This is a genomic window from Cupriavidus pampae (genome assembly GCF_914271485.1).
GTDB classification, from domain to species: domain Bacteria; phylum Pseudomonadota; class Gammaproteobacteria; order Burkholderiales; family Burkholderiaceae; genus Cupriavidus; species Cupriavidus pampae.
In genome coordinates this window covers 75,057-93,902 of record NZ_CAJZAG010000012.1, presented here as the reverse complement: position 1 = coordinate 93,902, position 18,846 = coordinate 75,057, and the positions used below count along the sequence as shown (strand labels likewise).

At 64.2% G+C, this 18,846-nt stretch carries 26 protein-coding genes; 9 read left to right on the top strand and 17 right to left on the bottom strand.

Annotated features, from left to right (window positions below; translation table 11 throughout):
- Positions 1 to 48: 48 nt before the first annotated feature.
- The 11 genes from LDO41_RS27660 to LDO41_RS27610 form a co-directional block, all read right to left on the bottom strand.
- On the bottom strand, positions 49 to 1,683 hold the full coding sequence (locus tag LDO41_RS27660; RefSeq protein WP_223994152.1) for a DNA sulfur modification protein DndB: 1,635 nt from the start codon (positions 1,681 to 1,683) through the stop codon (positions 49 to 51).
- Between the two features lie 21 nt (positions 1,684 to 1,704).
- On the bottom strand, positions 1,705 to 1,926 hold the full coding sequence (locus LDO41_RS27655; RefSeq protein WP_223994151.1) for a hypothetical protein: 222 nt from the start codon (positions 1,924 to 1,926) through the stop codon (positions 1,705 to 1,707).
- A gap of 318 nt (positions 1,927 to 2,244) precedes the next feature.
- Positions 2,245 to 4,029, bottom strand: coding sequence for a hypothetical protein (locus tag LDO41_RS27650; RefSeq protein ID WP_223994150.1), 1,785 nt, complete (start codon positions 4,027 to 4,029; stop codon positions 2,245 to 2,247).
- Complete coding sequence (locus tag LDO41_RS27645) at positions 4,026 to 4,445, bottom strand: hypothetical protein (protein WP_223994149.1); 420 nt, start codon at positions 4,443 to 4,445, stop codon at positions 4,026 to 4,028. Before LDO41_RS27645 ends, LDO41_RS27650 begins: the two co-directional genes overlap by 4 nt.
- Before the next feature lie 72 nt (positions 4,446 to 4,517).
- Positions 4,518 to 5,021 (bottom strand): M48 family metalloprotease, encoded by a 504-nt coding sequence (locus tag LDO41_RS27640; protein WP_223994147.1) that lies wholly within the window; start codon positions 5,019 to 5,021, stop codon positions 4,518 to 4,520.
- Between the two features lie 4 nt (positions 5,022 to 5,025).
- Complete coding sequence (locus tag LDO41_RS27635) at positions 5,026 to 5,592, bottom strand: hypothetical protein (protein WP_223994144.1); 567 nt, start codon at positions 5,590 to 5,592, stop codon at positions 5,026 to 5,028.
- Between the two features lie 117 nt (positions 5,593 to 5,709).
- Positions 5,710 to 5,934, bottom strand: coding sequence for a hypothetical protein (locus LDO41_RS27630; protein ID WP_223994142.1), 225 nt, complete (start codon positions 5,932 to 5,934; stop codon positions 5,710 to 5,712).
- Between the two features lie 144 nt (positions 5,935 to 6,078).
- Positions 6,079 to 6,360 carry a hypothetical protein gene (locus LDO41_RS27625; RefSeq protein WP_223994141.1) on the bottom strand — a complete coding sequence of 94 codons (282 nt, stop codon included), beginning with the start codon at positions 6,358 to 6,360 and terminating at the stop codon, positions 6,079 to 6,081.
- Between the two features lie 98 nt (positions 6,361 to 6,458).
- Positions 6,459 to 6,725 carry a hypothetical protein gene (locus LDO41_RS27620; RefSeq protein WP_223994139.1) on the bottom strand — a complete coding sequence of 89 codons (267 nt, stop codon included), beginning with the start codon at positions 6,723 to 6,725 and terminating at the stop codon, positions 6,459 to 6,461.
- A gap of 5 nt (positions 6,726 to 6,730) precedes the next feature.
- A complete protein-coding gene (locus LDO41_RS27615) occupies positions 6,731 to 7,267 on the bottom strand; it encodes a hypothetical protein (protein ID WP_223994137.1) in 537 nt (178 codons plus the stop codon).
- 66 nt (positions 7,268 to 7,333) lie between these two features.
- A complete protein-coding gene (locus tag LDO41_RS27610) occupies positions 7,334 to 7,774 on the bottom strand; it encodes a hypothetical protein (RefSeq protein ID WP_223994136.1) in 441 nt (146 codons plus the stop codon).
- Between the two features lie 254 nt (positions 7,775 to 8,028).
- Between LDO41_RS27610 and LDO41_RS27605 the strand changes: the two genes are divergently transcribed.
- From LDO41_RS27605 to LDO41_RS27590, 4 genes are all read left to right on the top strand, one after another.
- On the top strand, positions 8,029 to 8,715 hold the full coding sequence (locus LDO41_RS27605; RefSeq protein WP_223994135.1) for an SOS response-associated peptidase: 687 nt from the start codon (positions 8,029 to 8,031) through the stop codon (positions 8,713 to 8,715).
- A gap of 170 nt (positions 8,716 to 8,885) precedes the next feature.
- Positions 8,886 to 9,164: a helix-turn-helix transcriptional regulator gene (locus LDO41_RS27600; protein ID WP_223994134.1), complete on the top strand. Its 279-nt coding sequence runs from the start codon at positions 8,886 to 8,888 to the stop codon at positions 9,162 to 9,164.
- Positions 9,165 to 9,166: 2 nt separating this feature from the next.
- On the top strand, positions 9,167 to 10,480 hold the full coding sequence (locus tag LDO41_RS27595) for a type II toxin-antitoxin system HipA family toxin (protein WP_223994133.1): 1,314 nt from the start codon (positions 9,167 to 9,169) through the stop codon (positions 10,478 to 10,480).
- A gap of 62 nt (positions 10,481 to 10,542) precedes the next feature.
- Positions 10,543 to 10,962: a hypothetical protein gene (locus LDO41_RS27590; protein ID WP_223994132.1), complete on the top strand. Its 420-nt coding sequence runs from the start codon at positions 10,543 to 10,545 to the stop codon at positions 10,960 to 10,962.
- A 109-nt stretch (positions 10,963 to 11,071) separates the two neighbouring features.
- On the opposite strand, the gene LDO41_RS27585 is transcribed toward LDO41_RS27590, so the two are convergent.
- The 5 genes from LDO41_RS27585 to LDO41_RS27565 form a co-directional block, all read right to left on the bottom strand.
- Positions 11,072 to 11,221: a hypothetical protein gene (locus LDO41_RS27585; protein WP_223994131.1), complete on the bottom strand. Its 150-nt coding sequence runs from the start codon at positions 11,219 to 11,221 to the stop codon at positions 11,072 to 11,074.
- A 213-nt stretch (positions 11,222 to 11,434) separates the two neighbouring features.
- Entirely contained in the window at positions 11,435 to 11,632 is a 198-nt protein-coding gene (locus tag LDO41_RS27580) for a hypothetical protein (RefSeq protein ID WP_223994130.1), read from the bottom strand.
- A gap of 11 nt (positions 11,633 to 11,643) precedes the next feature.
- On the bottom strand, positions 11,644 to 11,991 hold the full coding sequence (locus tag LDO41_RS27575) for a BrnA antitoxin family protein (protein WP_223994129.1): 348 nt from the start codon (positions 11,989 to 11,991) through the stop codon (positions 11,644 to 11,646).
- The gene (locus LDO41_RS27570; protein WP_223994128.1) at positions 11,975 to 12,244 is read right to left on the bottom strand and encodes a BrnT family toxin; all 270 of its coding nucleotides are present in this window, start codon (positions 12,242 to 12,244) and stop codon (positions 11,975 to 11,977) included. Before LDO41_RS27570 ends, LDO41_RS27575 begins: the two co-directional genes overlap by 17 nt.
- 296 nt (positions 12,245 to 12,540) lie before the next feature.
- Positions 12,541 to 13,962, bottom strand: coding sequence for a hypothetical protein (locus LDO41_RS27565; protein WP_223994127.1), 1,422 nt, complete (start codon positions 13,960 to 13,962; stop codon positions 12,541 to 12,543).
- A gap of 335 nt (positions 13,963 to 14,297) precedes the next feature.
- Here LDO41_RS27565 and LDO41_RS27560 point away from each other — a divergent pair, with 335 nt between their 5' ends.
- Together LDO41_RS27560 and LDO41_RS27555 are read left to right on the top strand one after the other, a co-directional pair.
- Positions 14,298 to 14,972, top strand: a complete 675-nt coding sequence (locus LDO41_RS27560) for a DUF6904 family protein (RefSeq protein ID WP_223994126.1) — start codon at positions 14,298 to 14,300, stop codon at positions 14,970 to 14,972.
- A 166-nt stretch (positions 14,973 to 15,138) separates the two neighbouring features.
- Positions 15,139 to 15,870 carry a DUF5677 domain-containing protein gene (locus tag LDO41_RS27555; protein ID WP_223994125.1) on the top strand — a complete coding sequence of 244 codons (732 nt, stop codon included), beginning with the start codon at positions 15,139 to 15,141 and terminating at the stop codon, positions 15,868 to 15,870.
- A gap of 101 nt (positions 15,871 to 15,971) precedes the next feature.
- Here LDO41_RS27555 and LDO41_RS27550 read toward each other — a convergent pair whose 3' ends face one another.
- Complete coding sequence (locus LDO41_RS27550; protein WP_223994123.1) at positions 15,972 to 16,682, bottom strand: hypothetical protein; 711 nt, start codon at positions 16,680 to 16,682, stop codon at positions 15,972 to 15,974.
- Between the two features lie 56 nt (positions 16,683 to 16,738).
- On the opposite strand from LDO41_RS27550, the gene LDO41_RS34390 reads away from it, so the two are divergent.
- From LDO41_RS34390 to LDO41_RS27535, 3 genes are all read left to right on the top strand, one after another.
- Positions 16,739 to 17,416: a tyrosine-type recombinase/integrase gene (locus tag LDO41_RS34390; protein WP_223994334.1), complete on the top strand. Its 678-nt coding sequence runs from the start codon at positions 16,739 to 16,741 to the stop codon at positions 17,414 to 17,416.
- A 179-nt stretch (positions 17,417 to 17,595) separates the two neighbouring features.
- A complete protein-coding gene (locus LDO41_RS27540) occupies positions 17,596 to 18,069 on the top strand; it encodes a hypothetical protein (RefSeq protein WP_223994121.1) in 474 nt (157 codons plus the stop codon).
- 205 nt (positions 18,070 to 18,274) lie between these two features.
- Positions 18,275 to 18,760 (top strand): hypothetical protein, encoded by a 486-nt coding sequence (locus LDO41_RS27535; RefSeq protein WP_223994119.1) that lies wholly within the window; start codon positions 18,275 to 18,277, stop codon positions 18,758 to 18,760.
- The last annotated feature ends 86 nt before the right edge of the window (positions 18,761 to 18,846 follow it).

The following is an 18,846-nucleotide window of genomic DNA, read 5'->3' as shown; positions in this document are numbered from 1 at the left end:
CGGGGTTATTGAAGGATGGTCTTTGATGGGAGGTGTCAGGCACCGTCCTCAGGCGTCCAGCCGCTTCTCCAGCGCGAGCTGGTCCTTGGTGAGCGACACATTGGCCAGACGCAGGAGCCGGATGGCGCTGCCCTTCACGCCATCGCTGGTTTTCTGCATCTTGCCGAGTACTACGCACCGGCCGGCCCACATCCGCGACTCCTTGCGGGCGTCAACCTTGGCCAGCGCTTCCATGCGTTCCCACAGCGCCAGATCGGGGCGGATGATTCCTTCCTCGGGGTTGTTGTGATCGACGAGGTAGCCGGTGAAGAGCGCGCGGCGCGCGAACACCGCCAGCGCCTCCAGCCAGACCGTGTGCCCAATCACCATGCCCTCGCGCACTTCGTAGGCGCTGATGTCGCCCGCCATCATGGCGCGCCAACCCGGGATGTGCGTGGCGCAGGCGTCGAAGAAGGCCGCCACGAACCCGTCGATCTCGCGTAGTCTGGCTTCGTCGAGGGTCGTCACGTTGGCCTCGGTAATGCCCGTGAGGAGGGACAGGAATTTCTTGAAAGCGATCAGGCTCCAGAGCCTCGCCGACTTGGCGGGCACCGTGTTGTTCTCCACGTCGATGCGCGCGCGCAGGCCCGGTACCACGTCGATCACGGACAGGACCCACGCGTTGAATGGATTGCGGCGATCGTACAGCGCGTTGATCGCGGAGGACGGCTTCACCTGCTTGCCATTGATGTCGGCAAACATCTGCTGCGATCGCTCCAACCCCTGATCGAAAAAGATGGTGACGGTGACCGTCTCGTCGCGCAAGTCCGGGCGGGCGGCCAGCGCCTGCTCGATCCCGCGCCGGCGATGCTGGCCATCGTTGATGAGCATGGTGGCTTCGATCGGGATGTGCAGCACGCCGATACGGCCGCCGGCGCCGGGGACGGGTACCGGTTCGAACGTCATTTCAGCCGAAACGCTGGCCGTGATGGCAGGCAGGATATACGCGGTCGGATTCTCGACCACGTACTCGCCAATGGCCTCGGCACGGCGCTCGTTGAGCACGCGCTGCGCACGCAGGTGCGCCGGCACGGCCTCTTCATCGTCGAACGTGAAGAGCTTTACCAGCACGTTGAACGGCACCTGAGCCGCGTAGTAGGCCCGCCCGGCCTGCATGCCGGCCACGGCGGGAAACGAATAGGAAAACTGGCTGCGCTCGCTCGCAAGCGCCTCGCCGACCGCCCGCACGCGCGCCGTTTGCTCGGCCAGCGTGATGCGGTCGACGTACAAAGCATCGAGCTCAGCCTGAGCGCGCTCTTCATAGCGGATCCGCAGCAGGTCCAGCGACAGCCCGAGGGGCTCGATCATCCAGCCGATCTCCTCGTCCGTCACCGGACGGCCACCGCGCCAGCTCGGATTCAGCACACACTTCATGGCATGCAGCGCATCCGCATCGTACTTGTCGGCGAGAACCTTGTCGGCCAGCTCCGGATACGCCTCGCCCTTGGTGAGCACCGTGTGGCTCTCCACGATGCCGAACATCGGCTTGTGAAGCGTCGCGTGGTTATAGCGGTTGTGCTTGTCGACGTTGGCGCGCGCCGCATCCAGTTCGGCGTGCGCGGAGATGATCGTGCCTTTTTCTACGCCGCCAATAATGGGCGCAAAGGTACGGTGGAGGGCGATGACGTAATGCTTGTTGGCCATGAGCGGTTTCGTGTGGGGTGGTCAGACGGCGTACTGGCTGCCGGCGACGTGAATCAGATTCAGCGCGTAGCGCGGGGCATCGGCCACCATGCGGGCAATGTGCGCGGCATCGGGCAGACCGGCCACGTCGATCAGGTACACATTCGCGCCTTGGCGGATATGCATCTTGCCGCGCCGCAAATCGGTCCACTCGATACGGTCAACCAGTTCGCTCACCACGGTCTTGATTTGCGCTGCCTTCATCGTGCATCCCCTTCGGGTGTGTCGTTTCGAAAGAGATTAATATACTCACAGAGTATAGCGCAAGAGTTTTTTGAAAACTGGGCGTACCGCGTCGCGCCGTGCCGCCGTCGTCGTCGTTCGCCCGGTCCGGGGCGCAGCAGCAACAGGGCCAGCTGGGACAGGGCAGGTGGGGAGGTGTAGACGCGTAGAGGCAGGAAGAGCGAGGGGTCGCGCAGGCCGGCGGCCAGATGCTGTCCCCCCGGAAAGCTCTCCCGTTCCGAGACGCGCCCCGCGCAAGGGGCGCGTTCCCGTTACCGAGGCGGCAGGCCCCACTGCCGTCTACATCAGGTCTGAGATGATGTCAGAGGAATATGTGGCTGGCAGGTGGGCGAGGAAATAACGGGCCGCCTCCTGCAGCTTGGCGAGGAGTGCCACATCGCGGCCGTGGGCAAAGGCGCGGCTGGCAAGGCTCGCATCGGTCATGACACGCTCCCACTCGCCGGCCACCAGTGCAAAGGTGTCGGCGTCCACCGGGAACGTGCCGCGATAGCCGGTCAGGGAGCGATCCCCTTCGGGCTCGTCGAGCAGGTCCACGCTGGGCCCCTCGCGGGGGAAAACGATTAGGTGTGGGGCGAAGCGGCCGGGGGCGCTGAAGACCAGATAGCGAAATTCGTTATCGGCATGCGCGGGCGCTTCGGTGACCAGCTCGGCGCAGAAGCCAACGTTTCCGTCCCACGACAGCAGGTTGTAGGCCTCGACCACTTCCTCGGCCGTGTCGCTGGCGAGCAGCACATAGCGGCCCGCTGGCAAGGGCAACGGGCCGTCGGCATCGTTGGCCCCGTCGGCCTCGCTTAGCGCGAGCAGTGCGCACAGGGCCCGGTAAGCCGCCGGTGCCAGCGATGTTTTGCGCTCCCGGTACCCGGCGAGTTCGCGGACCAGCAGGTCGCAGCGATGGGCAATCCACCGGGCGGACATTGGCCAGCAGGCCAGCAGGGTGTCGATCGTGGTGTGACCGGGGTACGCGCCTCGATTGGGCACGCGGGCGCGGCGCGCCAGTGCGGCGCGCGCGCGGCCGACCTCCGCCGGGCGCACGCCAAACTGTGCGGCAATGGACTGGATGGATTGCGCTGGATCGGCGATCGCCGCCTGCCACGCGGGGTCTTGTGCACGGCCTGCGGGTGGCTTGACGGCCGGGTTAAGCGCCGCCCGCCAGTCGCGCACGGTGGCCGCTGTGACATCGAGCACGCGCGCGACTTCGTGCAGCGGGGCGGTCAGCACATAGGCCGGCAGTTCTCCGCAAAAAATGGGTTCGTGTTGGTCGGTGCCCGCGCGCAGCGGCCACGCGAGCGGCGCGGGGCCGATGGCTACGACCCGCGAGGGGCCTGCGATGGCGCACGTGAGAGTATCGCCGATCGCGGCCTCGCAACGTTGAGGCGCGCGGAATGGCGCCGGCACTGACGGTCGCAGTCGCGTCGCATCTGATGCGGGGATTCCCAGTGCGCGTCGCCATGCCCGGACGGTCACGGCTCGCACGCCCCACAGGGCGCTCAGTGACTCGACGTGCAACTCATTCAGGGCGCGAAGCAGGTCGCCGCAGTAGATCAGCGACATCGAGCCGTGGGCAGCTCTCCGATGCATGGGCCAGCGCAATTCCGAGGCCTTCCAGAAGCCCGCCACGATGACGTCGCCGGCCAACGCACAGTGCAGCGTGTCGCCGACGCGCACGTCGGGTGCGGTATAGCGCGGCATGGGCACGGGCGGCGAATCGGCGCCGGCGTGCGCGGCGCGCTGGCCACCGGCGGGAAGGCGGGGGGCGCCCGGCTTGCGCGGGGCTGCCGTTCGCGGCCTGCCGGGGGAATGGCCCCGGATGCCGAGCAGCTTGCGCCATTCGTAGACCTTGGTGGGCGAAACTTCCCAGACCTGCACGATGACGTCAACGGAGTCATTCTCCAGCGCGTCGAGCAAATCGCCGCAGAAAATGATTTTCAGGGCCGTGGAAATGGGCCACCTGATGGCGCCGTGGGTGAACGTCTCGACTTCCACCTCGCCGGCCACGGCGCACACGAGGTTATCGCCGGGCGCGACCTGCGGGGCGCGGTACTGACGCAAGGGCGCAGTGTTCACGCTTGCGCCTCGCCGGTCGGCGCTGCCGTGCCCGCAGTGGTGCCGGTGGCGGCAGCGGGCATGCTGGTGGTCAGATGGGTCCGCTGAATGGTCTTCAATGCCGTGAACAGCTTCAGGGGTTCAGGAGATTGCATGAGTGCGGCGACCACCGCCGCGAACTCGGCCGGCTGAAGCTGCGCGCCGTCGGCCTTGAGGATGCTGGCCAGCGTTATGGGGTCGTGCAGCTGGCGCGCCACAGGCGAGGCGCCTGCCTCGGCAAACAGCGCGTCACGCGCCGTGGTGAACTCGGACAGTTCGCGCTCGCTGAGCGCGCCGCGCTGGCGTCGTTCATCCAGTGCGAACAGCGCTTCGAGTTGTTGGCTGCGGCGGGAGGGTCGACCGCCGCGCCGGGATGGGGTCTGCGAGGGATTGGGCATGGTCGGTGGTGTCGGCGGTTGTAGCGCGGTGTCAGCCTTCGAAGCGGTGGCGAATTCGCAATACAGCGCGATTCAGCGGGAACGGGTGGGTTGCTGCAGTCGTCGACGGATGGCGATGTAGGCCTCCAACTCGTCGCTATCCATTTCCTCTTCGAGCCGGGCGATCTCGCGAACGGCCGCGTCCAGCTCGGCTTGTGTGGCGACGGTCAGGCGCATCGCAGCCTGATCGGCGAGCATCTCCTCGCGCTGGTAGGCGCGCTCGGTGAGGGCCAGCATCGAGATCCAGCGTCGTGCGAAGTGACCGCATTCGTGGGCGAGGAGGATCCGCAACAGGCGCTCGTCTGCCAGCATCAGCGTACGGGCTGGGACCGCGATGACGTTGCGCCAGCGATGGTAGTACGAGCGGTAATGCGAGATCTTGAGGGTGGGCCCGCGACGCCTGCCAAGTTGGGCCGCAAAGTCATGGATCCATGACTGGACTATTCGATACTTGTCGATCACGGCCTGCTGTTCCGCCTTGGACAGCGTGTCGACCCACTGGGCGGAGTTCAGCCGCGTTGGCGCAACGGGGGCCATGGCGTTACATGTTCAAATCCGGGCCGGCGGACGTCGGCGGGGTTGGCAGGGTCGGCGCGGCAGGCTGCGCTTTCGCAGTGGCCTCGGCGCCCGGCAGTTCCATCACGTAGCGCGGGAATTCTTCACGCTCGACCTTGGTGACGGGCACGCCGTCCGCCTTGGAAAACGTCATCTTGCGGCCGGAGTCCTCCATCTGGACCTGCACGCGCTTGTCGGTCTCCGCCACGACGCGCGCCGTGCGCGGCGTTTGGTAAGCACCGCTGGTTGGCCGCAGGGTCACCACGCGGTGCAGCCACGGCGTCGGGGCGGGCGTGGCCACGACCTCGGGCTCGCCTTCCGGGCGTCTTGCGTTGTTGTCGCGGATGATTTCGTCGAGCGAGGACATCCATTGTTCCATGGTCAGGTGATTGAGCCGGTAGACGGGCACCGATGCCGCGTAGGCCCACTGCACATCTGGTCCCTCGAAGTAGTAGTAGCCCTCGTGCGCCCGATAGAGGATCGCGTTGACGCCACGTGCCTTGACGACGGCGTTGACGGCGGCCAGTGTGAGTTTCTTGTCGGAATCGCTCATGTACGGTTCGGGATGCATGGTTGGGGCGCAACGACACCCCTCATACCTCTCAGTTTAAAGTATCAAAACGATACTCTCAAGCCCTTCAAAGATTCGTGCCGTTGGGGTGGGTACCCATTAGCGTTGGGCCGAGAAACCGGGGACGTCGGCGCGGCACAGCGCGCGGGCGAGGCCGAAGGCGGCATCCGGCGTGTGGGCGCGCAGGCAGCGCACCTCGTGCTGGACCGCGTCGGTCACGGGCTCGCTCTGGCCGAGCCCGCACAGCAGCAGTGCCATGCAGGTGCCGGTGATGGCGCATAGCAGGACAAGTTTGACGGGGTGCAGCGGACGCGAACGGGCCATGGTGGGAATCGGGAACGAGGTCGGGTAGGGACGCTTGAGCGCCATTATCGCAGGGCGCCGGGCTGCGGCGGCGGCCAGTGCCTCATCAAAAAGACCGCCGTGCGCCAGCACCCGGAAAGCACGCCTGTTACGAGGCATCACCTGTCACGCGGGAGGCTGCGCCTGCCCGGCACGCGCGAGCGCCTGCGTGAGCGCGAGGTGCTGGCCGTCAAGCGCGGCGCTCGCGGCCTTGATGAGTTCGGCCGCATGCGCGAGCGCCTCGTGCGGCGTCATGTGCACGCGCAGCCGGCGGCCGGTGACCAAGTCGCCGTCGCGGAAGGACACCTCAATCCCCAGCGGGTAGGGCGGGCCCGTATGCACCGAGGGCAGGCCGACATCGAGCAAGTCCTTGACGGGGCGGCGGTGGAATTTCTCTTCGATTTGCATGGTGGTGTGTCAAGCGGAGAGTGCTGAGCGGATGGCGCAAGGATGCGGTGCGGCAGCCTGTCTTTGTGCAGAAATTGGCAGGCTGCCTTGGGGCACGATCAGTGCAGGACCGGAGAGGGCCGGGTGGTCATCCCGGGTACCGGGACGCCGGCGAGCACGAAATCAATCTGCTCGACCAGATCCAGCACATCACGCACGGCATCATGGCCGCCGGCGGGCGCCATCACGTGGCCACGCGCAATGGCCAAGAGGGCGAGCAGGCAGCTGGCGCTGGGCAGCCCTGCGCTGGCGAGCAGGGCGTCGGCGCGCCCCAGTACTTCGAACTGGGCCGGCGTGAGCATGGACAGGAGCTTGGGTTCTTGCATGGCGTTCAGAGCCGGATCTCAGTGACTGGGGCGGGCCGTTGCTGGCCGGCGTCGAACTGGGGCGCGGTCTGACCGGTTTCCCACGCGCGCAGCGCGTCCCACGTCATCTCGACTGCATCATTGGCGGCGCGCACGGCGGCCAGATCCTTGCCGCCGTCGTTCGCGATCCATGCCGCATCCGCACGGGTGCGCGCGCGGTACCGCGCCGTCGCGTCTTCGGGGGTGCAGCCCGCCACGTACACCGTTGCGAACGTGAATGTCTCGCGGTCGGCGATGGCCGTCGCCTCAAAGATCGTGAACAGGCGCGGCGCGGCCAGCGTGCCCGCCTGCTTGGCAAGGTGCAGCGCCTCAACCCTCTCACAGAGGGCGGTGCTGACCGGCGAACCGTCGGCGTTCTCGATGGCATAGCGGCTGTCGCCGGGCTTGCTCAGCAAGGTCTGCACGCAGGCCAGCGCATCGCTGGGCAGCATGAAGGCAGCGACCGCATGGCGGGTGGTGTCGTTGACGACAATGAAGTCGAGGGCGTCGCGGGCGAGGATCATGGGGGTATGCATGGGAAGTGGGGGGGCAATGGCACGCCGTGGCACGCAGCGTGCAATCGGCAACGCTCAGGAGGCTTTTGGGTAGACGTAATAGATGCCGGATCCCGGCTTCGCGATATCGGCACGGTAGCCGCGACGTTGCAAGGCACGCACACCGGCCACGGAAAACGGTTTGTAGCGGCCGGTCTCGATGTAGGCGTGCGCGTGGCCCGCCTTGAAGGTCTCTTCGACGGTGCGGATCAGCCGCTGTAGCGGGGTCTCGATCGGCGCGAGCTTCAGGAAGGCCCGCATGTCGTCTACATTGCGGATCGACTTGGCGGCGGCGAGATCCAACTTTGCGTCAAACGCGGTGCCGTTGGCCCAGACGCGCAGCGCGACCAATGCCTGCGGCTTCTTGTGCTGGCTGTAGCGTATCAGATCGACGTGCCCCTCGTAGTGCTTGGCCGTGAAACCGGCGGCGATGGCATCGTTCACCAGTTGCTGCTTGGCGGCGGTGAGTTGGGTCAAATCCATGGCATTTTCCTCGTCGTCTGGTGCAGGGTGCGCCGGACTCGGCGGCGCGTTGTTAGGTCGGACAATAATATACTCAGAGAGTATATGCAAGGACTTTCATCCGAATGCCTCAGGCAGGGCGAATTCCTGCTGCGCTGCAGCTGCTGCCTGCGGCTCTGGTGGGGGTGTGGTGCATAGCCACGGTGCTCACCTGCGGCGCGTGCGTCGGGCATACTGGGGCCGTCATGGACGGTATGGGAGACGGAGCGATGTGCAACAACTACCTGCCGGTGCAGGCGCAGCTGCTGCGGGACGTGTATGGGGTGGAACCGCCGGCGTTGGACTATCCGACGGAGACGTGGCCGGACTACATGGCGCCGATCGTTCGGCTGGACAGCGCGGGGCGGCCCTGCGCGAGCGTGGCCAACTTCGGGCTGGTACCGAAGTCGCGGATTCCCCCGGGGGTGAAGCGGTTTGACACCACCAATGCGCGCAGCGAGACGCTGGGCGAGCGCCGCACGTTCTCCGGGCCGTGGAAGGCCGGGCAGTACTGCGTGATTCCGGCCCAGCGTGTCTTCGAGCCGTGCTACGAGCCGACGAACGGGCTGGAGGGAAAACGCTCGGTGCGCTATGGGATTTGGCTCAAGGACCAACCAGTGTTCGGGATAGCGGGCTTGTGGCGGGAGTGGCCGGATGGTTTCCTCTCAATGACCATGATTACCGTCAATGCCGACACTCATGCTGTGATGAGTAGGATGCATGCGCCCGGGCATGAGAAACGCTCGGTCGTGATGCTGCCGGCCGGACAATGGCAGGACTGGCTGCATTGTCGCCACCCGGACGAGGCTCGCAGCTTTTTTCAGCTGTATCCCGCTGAGCAGATGGAGGCGGCGCCCGCGCCACGCCCCGCCCGGCGCAAGGCGGACGACGCGCAGGCGGAACTTCCCGTACGGTAAGAAAAAGCGTCGCATCGGTCCGTTGTGTCCTGAATCTTCCCGTACGGGAAGAAAACTGTTGCGTGAACGTGAATTGGATGTAATTCTTCCCGTTCGGGAAGAATTCCGTTGTGAAGCCGCCTGCGCGGAGCTATTCTTCCCGAACGGTAAGAAACCATTCGGAGCATGCCATGCTGCCACGCAGCCAGTCTCTTCCCTCGACCACGGCGTCCAAGCCAGCCAGCGGCAAGGCGGTGCTCGGCACGGTGGCGATCACCGCCGACCTCGGCGATATCGTGAAACGCCTGCGCAACCAACAGGGCCTCACGCAAGGGGCGCTGGCCGAATGGGCGGGAACCGGCGAACGGTTCATCGTGGATCTGGAGCGCGGCAAGCCCACGCTGCAGCTCGACAAGGTTCTGGCGGTGCTCGATACGCTCGGTGCACGATTGGCCGTGATGGAGCGCTGAGCATGCAACAGCTACTGGTCTATCGCGACAAGGTGCTCGTCGGCACGCTGACGGATGCGGATGGCTCGATGACGTTCCTGTATGACCCGGAGTGGGTCACGGCGGGTGGGCAGCCGCTGTCGCCGCGTTTGCCCGTGCCGGCGCCGGGCACGGAGAACGTGCTTTACGACGGCGACCCGGTGCAGGCGTTCTTCGAGAACCTGCTGCCCGAAGGCACGATCCGCGAGTTTCTGGGGCAAGCCCTGCATATCTCCCCGGAGAACGTCGTGGGCCTGCTGGAGAAGCTGGGCGGCGACACGGCGGGGGCCTTCTCGATCCTCCCGCCGGGCGTTGCGCCCGGCGCGCAGGCACGCTATGTGGCGGTCAGCCGCGACGACATCCGCAGCTGGTTCCGCGAGTCGCGCGGTGTGCCGCTGTCGCTCAAGGGCGCGGGGCTGTCCTCGCTCTCCGGCGCGCAGGACAAGATGGCGGTGCATATCGGTCCCGACGGGCAACTGTCGATCCCGATGGGCGATGCGCCGTCCACGCACATCATCAAGCCTGCCGTGAACTACCGGCCCGACGTGCCCGGCACGTCGGTGAACGAAGCCTTCACGATGCGGCTGGCCCACGCCGTGGGCATGGAGGTGCCTGAGGTGTATTTCGATGCCGAGCTCGACGCGGCCGTGATCGCCCGCTATGACCGTCGGGAGGCCGAGGCGGGGCAGATGGAGCGGCTGCACCAGTACGACCTGTGTCAGGCCTTGGGCATTGATTCCAAGAAGAAGTACGAGGCCGAAGGTGGGCCCACGTTTGCCGATTGCTACCGCTACGTGTGGGCCAACAGTGCGACGCCGGTGCCGGACGCCACGCGCCTACTTGAATGGGTGGCGTTCAACCTGATTGCGGGCAACATGGACAGCCATGCCAAGAACCTGTCGATCCTCGTCGATCCGGCCGACCAACGCCCGCGCCTGTCTCCGTTCTACGACATGCTCAATACCCGCATCTACGAGAACTTGAGCCAGCGGTTCGCCTTCAAGATCGGCGGTGAGAATCGGCCCGACTGGATTTTGGGCAAACACTGGGATCGCTTCTTCGGTGACATTCAGAGCCCGCCCAAGCGTTCGCGGCAGGTCATGACGGCGCTGGCCCAGCGCGTGCAGGCGAAACTGCCCGACGTACTGGCCGAACTGCTGCAGCAGGCGCCGGCCCATGCGAAGCTGCTCCAGAAGCTGCATGACAAGGCGCTCTATGAAGCCAAGCGGGTGGAGAGCCGGCTGAACCCTCCGGCGCCGAGTGCGTCGGCGCCGTTGGCTCCCGCGCCCACGGCCTGATCCGCTGCACCCACGCCGCTCTTCGCTATACTGTATAAACATACAGTGTTTGGGGCAAGAGCATGTGGGCGGAGGTGATGAAATTGCGGCTGGACGGGCGGGTCCTGCACAAAGGCTGGTGGGGGGCGCAAACGTTGTATCGGGGCAATCTGGTCATGCGGCAGAGCCCGGACCAGCATACGCACCGGTACTCCATGCAGGCGTGGCTCAAGAGTGCCCCCCATCAGGACCCGAAAGAGCTTGGCGTCCTGTTCGACGCCGAATTGCTGTGGATCGATGGGGATGCGATGTGCCTGACCGGTTATGAGCGGGACACGTTCATGAACCGCGAGGTGCGGCAGTCATGGCTGGTGCGGGCGATCACCCTGCAGCAGGCGCAGGCCGCGCCCGAGCGCGCGCGCGGGCCGGCGGTGGCGGCCCACACCGTGGCGCCCGGCACCCCGTCTTCGGACGGGGACAACCGGACCACCGGGCCAGCCTGACTGTGCGACTTCATTCTTCGTGGGCTTCGCACTCGTACCCGGCGAGCCAACGCCGTCGTCTGCGAAACGAAACAAAACAAGGGGCCGTGCGGGCCCCTTGTACCGTGAGTCAGTATGCGCCACCGGGTGCGTAGTCGTTCTCGCCGGGGAGATGATCGAAGGTGTTCTGCGGATTCGTCCATCCGCTGCCGGGCTTGGCCTCCGGATAGGCTGTCTCGGCTTCGCCGCGCGTTTCGTAGCTGTCAAGGAATTGCTTCATGGGCTGGCCGGCCAGCACGCTGTGCTGCGGGTATCATCCCTTGCGCGGCTTGGCGTAGGTGGTCACTGTAGGGTCGTTCAGTCATGGTGTCTATAAACTCCAAGCGTAACGTTTTCGATACATAGAAAACTATACATGGTTGTTAGACACTTTGGGAGTGAAAAAAGGGCCGCGATTGCGGCCCGTGCGAGTGTGTATAGAAACGATGGTTTTTTAGACTGTGCCGCCGGCGTCGATCGCGGTGCGAATTTGTTCGCTGTAGTGGGGGGCAGTGAATTCCCTCGTGACGAGGGAGGCGACGACTTCCGCCAGCCAGAGCACGGCAAACTTATCCAGGTCCGCGCGTGCGGTGAATCCCTGTTCCCGGCCTTTCTCATGGGCGAGTTTTATGACGGCTTCGAAAGCGAGCATGTGACTCCCCTCTATCGCGGCAGCAAGTGATGCGACTTCGCGTAGGCGCGCAGCGCATCGTTCATGCGCGTTTGCCAACCGTCGCCCGTGGCCTTGAAGGCTTCCACTACATCGCGATCGGCGCGCATGGTCAGCGGCACCTTGCGCTCGGATTCCGGCAGGGCAGGGCGGCCGCGCCGCTTCATGAGGGCGTCAGCACGCTCGCGGCCGAGCAGCTCGGGCAACACGTCGCGGGCCGGGCGCATCGACTTTAGTTGAGCGTCGGTCAGGGGCGGGCTATCCGGGTCCGACTCTGCCGCCCGCGTGAGCGCCGCGTCTTCGGCGTCGGTCGGGATGTGAAATTTACGCTTGGTCGACATAGATATTTACCTCACGGCGGTTAGCTTTGCGCAGGCTGATTGCGCGGAGATTGGCGCCTCGCATCGTGAAAACGAGGACATAGAGGCGGTCGCCAATCGGGCCGGTGGCGATGTACCGAGTCTCGCCGTAGTTCTCGCGAGTGTCGGTGACAATCTGCGCCACTTCCATTTCGAACGATTCGGCCAGCGCCAGCGATACGCCGTGCTTGGCGCGGTTGATTTGGTCTTTGGTGGGGTCGAATTCGATCGGCATGTAATAAGTGTACGTACATTTATTGCGCAGCGCAAGGAATATTTGCACATACAAAAAAGCCGGGTCGGAACCCGGCTTGTGGTGGCGCTACTTGCCGCCCTTTCGGAAGTGCGACCGATGCTTGTCGGTCGTTGGGTCGTCGCGCTGTTCCAGCTCGATATCGCACGTATAGCCGCCGCCGCCGTCGATGGTAGGTGCCCCAACCATAGACTGCAAACGGCGTCAGGCCGCGCCCCTTTTCCTCGATGGTGTAGTGACCGAACTTGCCGTCGCGGCGCGGCCACCGCTCGGCGCGATCACGCCAGTTCCGCGACGTGACGCCGCCAGCCAGCGTCCCACTCCTCCCCCGTATGGGTGGCAGGCTTGCCTTCCCGGGTGCGTCGGAAACCTTGCCAGATGGTGAGCAACTGCGCTTCAGCGGCGACGACCCGTTTGTCCCGTACTACCGCCAACGCCGCCTCACGCAATCCCGGTACCGTGTTGAGCGCTGGCCAAGCAAAATCCTGAAAGATCTCGAAGTCCGGAATCACGCTACGGCTTCCGCTTTCGTCCTCGGCAAGCGTATCGTCGGAGTCTTCCAAGAAGGCGCGCAAAATTGGCCACGTGAACAGCGCGGTGAGTAGCTGGGTGCGAAACTCAGTCAGATTGCCGTTCGCATAGAACACGAAAGCGCGAATGGCTGCCGATTGGAAATGCGGCTCCTCCTCAAGCCGCTTGCAGGCACGTAGCGCACCTTGATAATCGTCCAGACTCAGCAGGAGCAGCGGCAGACAGTCCCGTACGCCAAGGTTGTCATTGGGATTGAGCCGCAGGAGCTTCTTGGCGATGGTCGCGGAGCGCTTCATGTCGAACTCATCACGATACAAGGTCATTCTGAGATGGAGCATACGCAGATAGAATCGGTTCTCGGTCACGTACCACGACATCGTTCCCTTAAAGCCTTGGGGGATCAGAGCCTCAGCCTTGCGCAGATATGTATTCAGCGTCGCGGCAGCCTTCGACGACTCCTCGGACTTCTGCATCCACGCCAAGGCGAGGCCGCCCTCCAGAAAATCGGGTTGCCGCACCAGAGCTTGCTCCACCCACGATCTCGCGCGGCTCTTGGCCTCGGGAGAGAATTTCTCGTAGCCCTGCCATTGGTCGTCCAGCTCGTCAACGAGGGCCGCGCAGGTTTCCGACCAGACGAAGGCGCCGTTACCATCCGCAGGCTCTGTGGAGAAACGGTAAAGCCATCCGGTGGCATCGAGTGGTGTTCGGGAAAGCAGCCCATTCCACGAGCGCTCGCCGTGCATCCGCGCGCCGACGTCGTCAAGGATTGTGTCATGTGGGACGCCGGCCTCGTCCCCGACATGCAGCCAGAATGCCTCCAATACCTGACGTCGTTCGCGGCTTGGGGCGGATTCCGTCGGCAATACGGCAATCAGAGGCAGTAACGGGATGAATGACTCCAGCCATTCGGGGGTGGCGGGCGCCTGCGCGCCTGCGAGGTGCGTTGACAAGTGATGCCAGTGGCTGAAGCCGCCGGCGCGCGCCAAGGCATCGTAGGACTTGGTGCGGGGAATACCACCGGCCTTCGAGACGAGCTTGGCCGCAACTTTCAGTTTTGACTGAAGATCGTTGACGAGTTCGTCGGGACGGGCTTCGTAAAGGGCGGTGTCAAAGCCAAGCCCGACGTCGAGACCGGCAGAAACAAATGCGAATGGCAAATTGAGCGCCATGGGTTCTCCCATGCAAGCATTAGCGACCTGCCCGCTTGGCCTTCGCTTGCAGAGGGGTTGTCCAAGGCAATGAAGGGGGTACTACCGACGTCGCTGGGGGCTGCTTTTCCGATGCGGGCGGAAGGCGTGCGACGAACACCGTTGAGAAGTGTAGTGCACGTACTGTGCGGGCGCAATGCCCGTCTTTGGCCCGCCAAATCGCCTAGCATGAGAAGGCGCGGCCACGTCGCGCCGCTGCCGAGTCGCCCGGAGAGCATGCCATGAGAATCATTGGGCGCGTTTAGCTGGCCTGAGGGCCGCAATTCTGTCCGGAACCGTGCCACACGGAGGCCGCCATGCTGATGTACGACCTGTTGAAGAATCACGCAGGAATTCTGCTGTGCGGAGACTACAAATCCTTGTGCTCACTGCACGAGGTCATCCATCAGGTCAACGAAAAGTCGGTGCTCATCAAGGACAAGGACGGACCGTTCTTGGGCTTGGCCTACGACCTGCGCAAGGCGTATGAAGGCCAGCGGCGCAAGTTCAAGGCGCCGGCCCATTACCCCGAGATCGGGCCAAGTTTTGGGGTCGAGATCATCTGGCCAGTCATCCTTCTGCAATGCTCGATGCTTCGCGCCGCGCTCGCTTTTTTTGATTGCACCAAGCGGCACCAAGCCTTTACCTTTGCACTGGAAGATCTGGTCGAGGCGGCATTGATCGCTGACTTTGGGGCCAACGCCCCGGAGATCATCGCGAACTGGCAGCGCATTGATCCACGCATGCCGTGGGCGGAGGAGAAGCTGTCCAGTCGTGGCGCGCAATTCTGTCAGTGGTCCAAGGCACAGCGCCGAGTCGGTCTCGCGGGCTGCTGGCTAGTCTGGACCCGCTTTATCCGAGCTTCTATCCCGAATGGACCCGCAAAGGCGTCAAACATCTGGTGTCCCCCGAGGCATTGGACGCTCTGGCCGACGCCGAGTGGGAGGATCCCCACGCTTAACGCCGACGTCCGCTGCGCCGGTGCCTCGTAACAACCGATCTTTCCGGGGACTGGCGCACGCCGATCCGAAACGATCGACAAGGGAGCCGGCAGGATGGGATCGCGCCGGCTGCTACGGCGCGCGGGCGGTGTTTTTGCCCGCGTCGCCCAGTTGAACCCTGCTAGCATGGCCGTTCCATTGACGATCAAGGCTGTGCATGGACGACCTGCAGATCAAGGGCTTTCTCTCCCCGGCCATGGCCGAACAGCGCGCGCTCGCGCGCCAGAAATTTGCCGAGGACTTCCGGCGCTGCGAGCACGAGTCGGAGCGCGCCATGGCGCGGCTGTGCGCGACCGAAGTCGCCGGCATGAGTGCCCCCACACTGTTCGCGACCGCTTACTGGGTCAAGTGCCTGCGCGCCTGTCAGGGCGCCATACTGCAGGCCGAGTTCGGCATGCTGCCGGAAGCCCAGACGCTCGTGCGCGGGGCCGTGGAGAGCCTGTTCTACGCGGTGGCGCTGGTGCGCCGTCCGGAGCTCGTCCTGCGCCTCGAAGACCATGATGCGATCGAGCGCCGCAAGCAGGCCGGCGGCATGCTCAAGGTGCCCACCATCATGCAGCACGTCGGCGACGCCACGCGCGCGCAGCTGGAGGCGCTGGCAAGCGACCGCGCGACGCGCGACTTCCCGACCTACGAGGCGGCCGAGGCCGCCGGCTTGCTGGAGCTCTACCAGACGCTCTATCGCGGCTTCTCGCGCGGCGCGGCGCACAGCACGTTGAAGGCGCTCGATCACGAACTCATTCGCGAGGCAGACGGATCCCTCACCCTGAATTTTGGGCCCAGCTATGACGCGTTGCCGGACACGCTGGAGATGATCGGGGTGTGCCTGCGCGCCGGTATCGACGCGCTCGACGGGCAGCTCGTGCCGGTCGTCCGTGCCATCCAGTAGCCCCGGGGACGGCGTCGGGCGCTAACCGACGCAGGCAGGTGTGCCGTGTCGCGGACGCTTCGACTGTGCGGGTGCCAGCGCGCTGCCGAGGCCATCCGCGTTCAGGCCGGATCGGTCTGTGGGGTGGCAGACGGAGGCGCTTCAATAACCGGTGCAGCCTCTTCTGCCTCGGGTGCACGGTCGAGCGGGAGCGCGCGCATGTCGGCGATGTACTGGTCGTAGCTGCGCCAGCCGAGCAGGGCTGTGACGTTGGCGGCAAAGCTGACTAGCTTGGGATTGCGCAGGTCGAACGCCGGGTCGCGCAGCTCATGCCCGGTGCTGGTGGTCTCGAATAGCGAAATCTCCCGGAACACAGCCACGTTGACGGGATGCAGCTTGGCTTCGTTGTAGTGCGTGTGCTGGTTGCGCCCGGCGAACACGATCAGCCCCATGGGCACGCCGTTGATCTGGCGGCCAATACAGAAGGGCCGGGCGGTCTTGTTTCCGGTCTTGACAATGTGCGCCACGCTGCCGGGAATGGCGGTGTTGGCCGAATACACCTCGATCGCCTTCGCGGCTACCTGCAGTACGGCGCCGCAAAGGGTCGACAGCGCAAACGTCTCTGCGAAGAACGCACGATGGTTCGCGAGCATGGCCTGAATCTGTTCCCGGTTCTGTGCCTGCCACGCGAGGAAGGCAGGGCTGTCCGGGGCGAAATCGCTGCCGACGTAGACAAGCGGCTTGTGCAAGAGCTTGGTGTAGCCCTTGATGCCGTCAAAGAGCGTCCTCATGGCGGACTCGGTGCGGTCGAAGTACTCGGAGGCGGTTTCCATCAGTGATCGAGATTGGTTTTGTTGCCGAAAGAATACAAGAGGCTGGGAGGAATGAGATGGCGACACGTCGCGCGAGAACGCTTTCACGAACCGATATCAGCTCGATCATCCAGTCTATTGCCGGCTGCAGTAGGCGGCCGGAGCGCGACCTCGTGATATTGCTTCTCGGTTTGACGTGCGGCATGAGGGTGTCCGAGATTGCACGCCTTAGGGTAGAAGACGTGCTTGATAGAGCGGGCAATCTGAGGGCAGAAGTTAGCCTGCGCGCGGCGATTACTAAGGGCGGCAGGCAGAGAAACGTCTTTCTGTCCAACGTTCAAATGCAGACGGCTATGGATCGCTACCTGCAATGGCGGATACACAACGAAGCTATGACCCTGAGAGCGCGAGAGTACCGTGGACTTGATCCTGCATCGCCACTGGTCCTAACGCCAAGGGGCGAGCCGTACGTGCTAGCGGCGAAGCGGCGTGAGGCGGCATCTGGAGTGTCAAAGACCTACTGGGCAGCGGACGGGCTGCAGGCCTACGTGACACAGTTGTACTCCCGGTTGGGCCTTGGGAAAGGTTTCACCAGTCATTCTGGTAGGCGGACTTTCGCGACGAGATTGGTGGAGAAGGGTACCGATATTGAGACGGTGCGAGCATTGCTAGGGCACGTGGACTTGGATCACGTTGCCGTTTATGTTGACGTGACTCCGGCGCAGTTACGAGAGGCCGTGCGTCGGGTTCTCTAAGATGTTGGTTTCTGGCAAAACGGGCTGGGCGTATCTCGCTTGGTATATCATACTCACCGAGTATCCAGACTTCCCGGGCCATTTTGCCCCGCCTGCCATCGCCGCCGCTCTCCGGAGTCGTGGTGGCTTGTCGTGGCCAGCGCTAGGACCCGGTTGACACAAATCGAGAGAGAGGATCCGTGACAAGGATAGCCGCCAAGAAGGCCGCACCGGCCAAGAAGGCCGCCGCGAAGACTCCGGCTGCCAAGCAGGCTGTTGCGAAGAAGTCGGCAAAGGCCAAGACGGTGGTCGCCAAGGCCCCCGCTGCGAAGAAGGCCGTTGCCAAGACGGCGAAGAAAGCGCCCGCCAAGAAGAAGTTAGCGGCCAAGCGGGAGAAGGGATCAGTTGACGTGCATTCGGGGATGCCGCTCAGGAGGGGCGACAACCCGAACGAGCCCATTTTTATGGCCCAGCAAGATCTCCTGCGCTACGCGATGGAGCGGCTGGGAAACCCCACGCGCACCGATTTTGCCAAGCGATTCGGTGTCACCAAGCGCGCCCTCGACAACTGGTTGTTGCCACGGGAATCGCTGGAATGCCGGCCGATGCCGCTAGTGGTGCGTCTGTTCGTCTGCTACGTGCTGAAGGTCGAGGCACCCGACGGGAAGGCCTGAGCTCGATCCATCCCCAAAAACGCCGCGCCAATCGCGGCGTTTTTCTTTGGAGGCTCAAGGACTTCAGGGGCGTGAGCGATATTTCCGGACAGTGATCGGGAGGGATGGCGTCCGTGGCCCAGTGGCAGTGCACTGCCATGTGTTGCATATACTCACCGAGTATATTATTCTATGCCTCATTGGATATCTAGTGAGGATGTTTGCGATGTCGCGACGGATGCAACAACGGATGCGCTTGCTGCAGCAAGCGGCGCACACCACCCCCACGCCGGGCGTCGAAACCGATGCCTACAGCGACCTGATACGCCATGCCGGCGGCTCGCTCCAGTCGGCTGGCCCGGAGAAATACCGCGAGGGCCTGCAGGTGCAATTCGGGACGGTGTATCTGCCTGAGCGTGCGCCCTACGGCATGCATGGGTATGCGCTGTACCGGATCGGTGCCAATCGCGTGACCGAATACCTGTGTGCCGGCTCGCCCTATCACGGGCATCAGATTCCGCTTGTGTGGGCCGATTATGACGCGGCACGAAGACTCGCGGCCCAGCTGGGGTGTTCCGTGGCCTATGCAAGCCGTAGCGATGGCGTTTGCGCGGTGGGCTACCTGCGAGATCACGATGTGGCGCGTTTCGGTAACAAGGGCGTGCCGGTGAAGGTGCCGAGGGCTGTATTCGGTGACAGGGTGATGGCTTGAGCGGTGTCCATTGAGCTGGGAGGCGGGATCTCTGGGCGCTGAAGCGCAACCGGCCGTGAGACACGGCCGGGGTGGGTTCGGTGGGT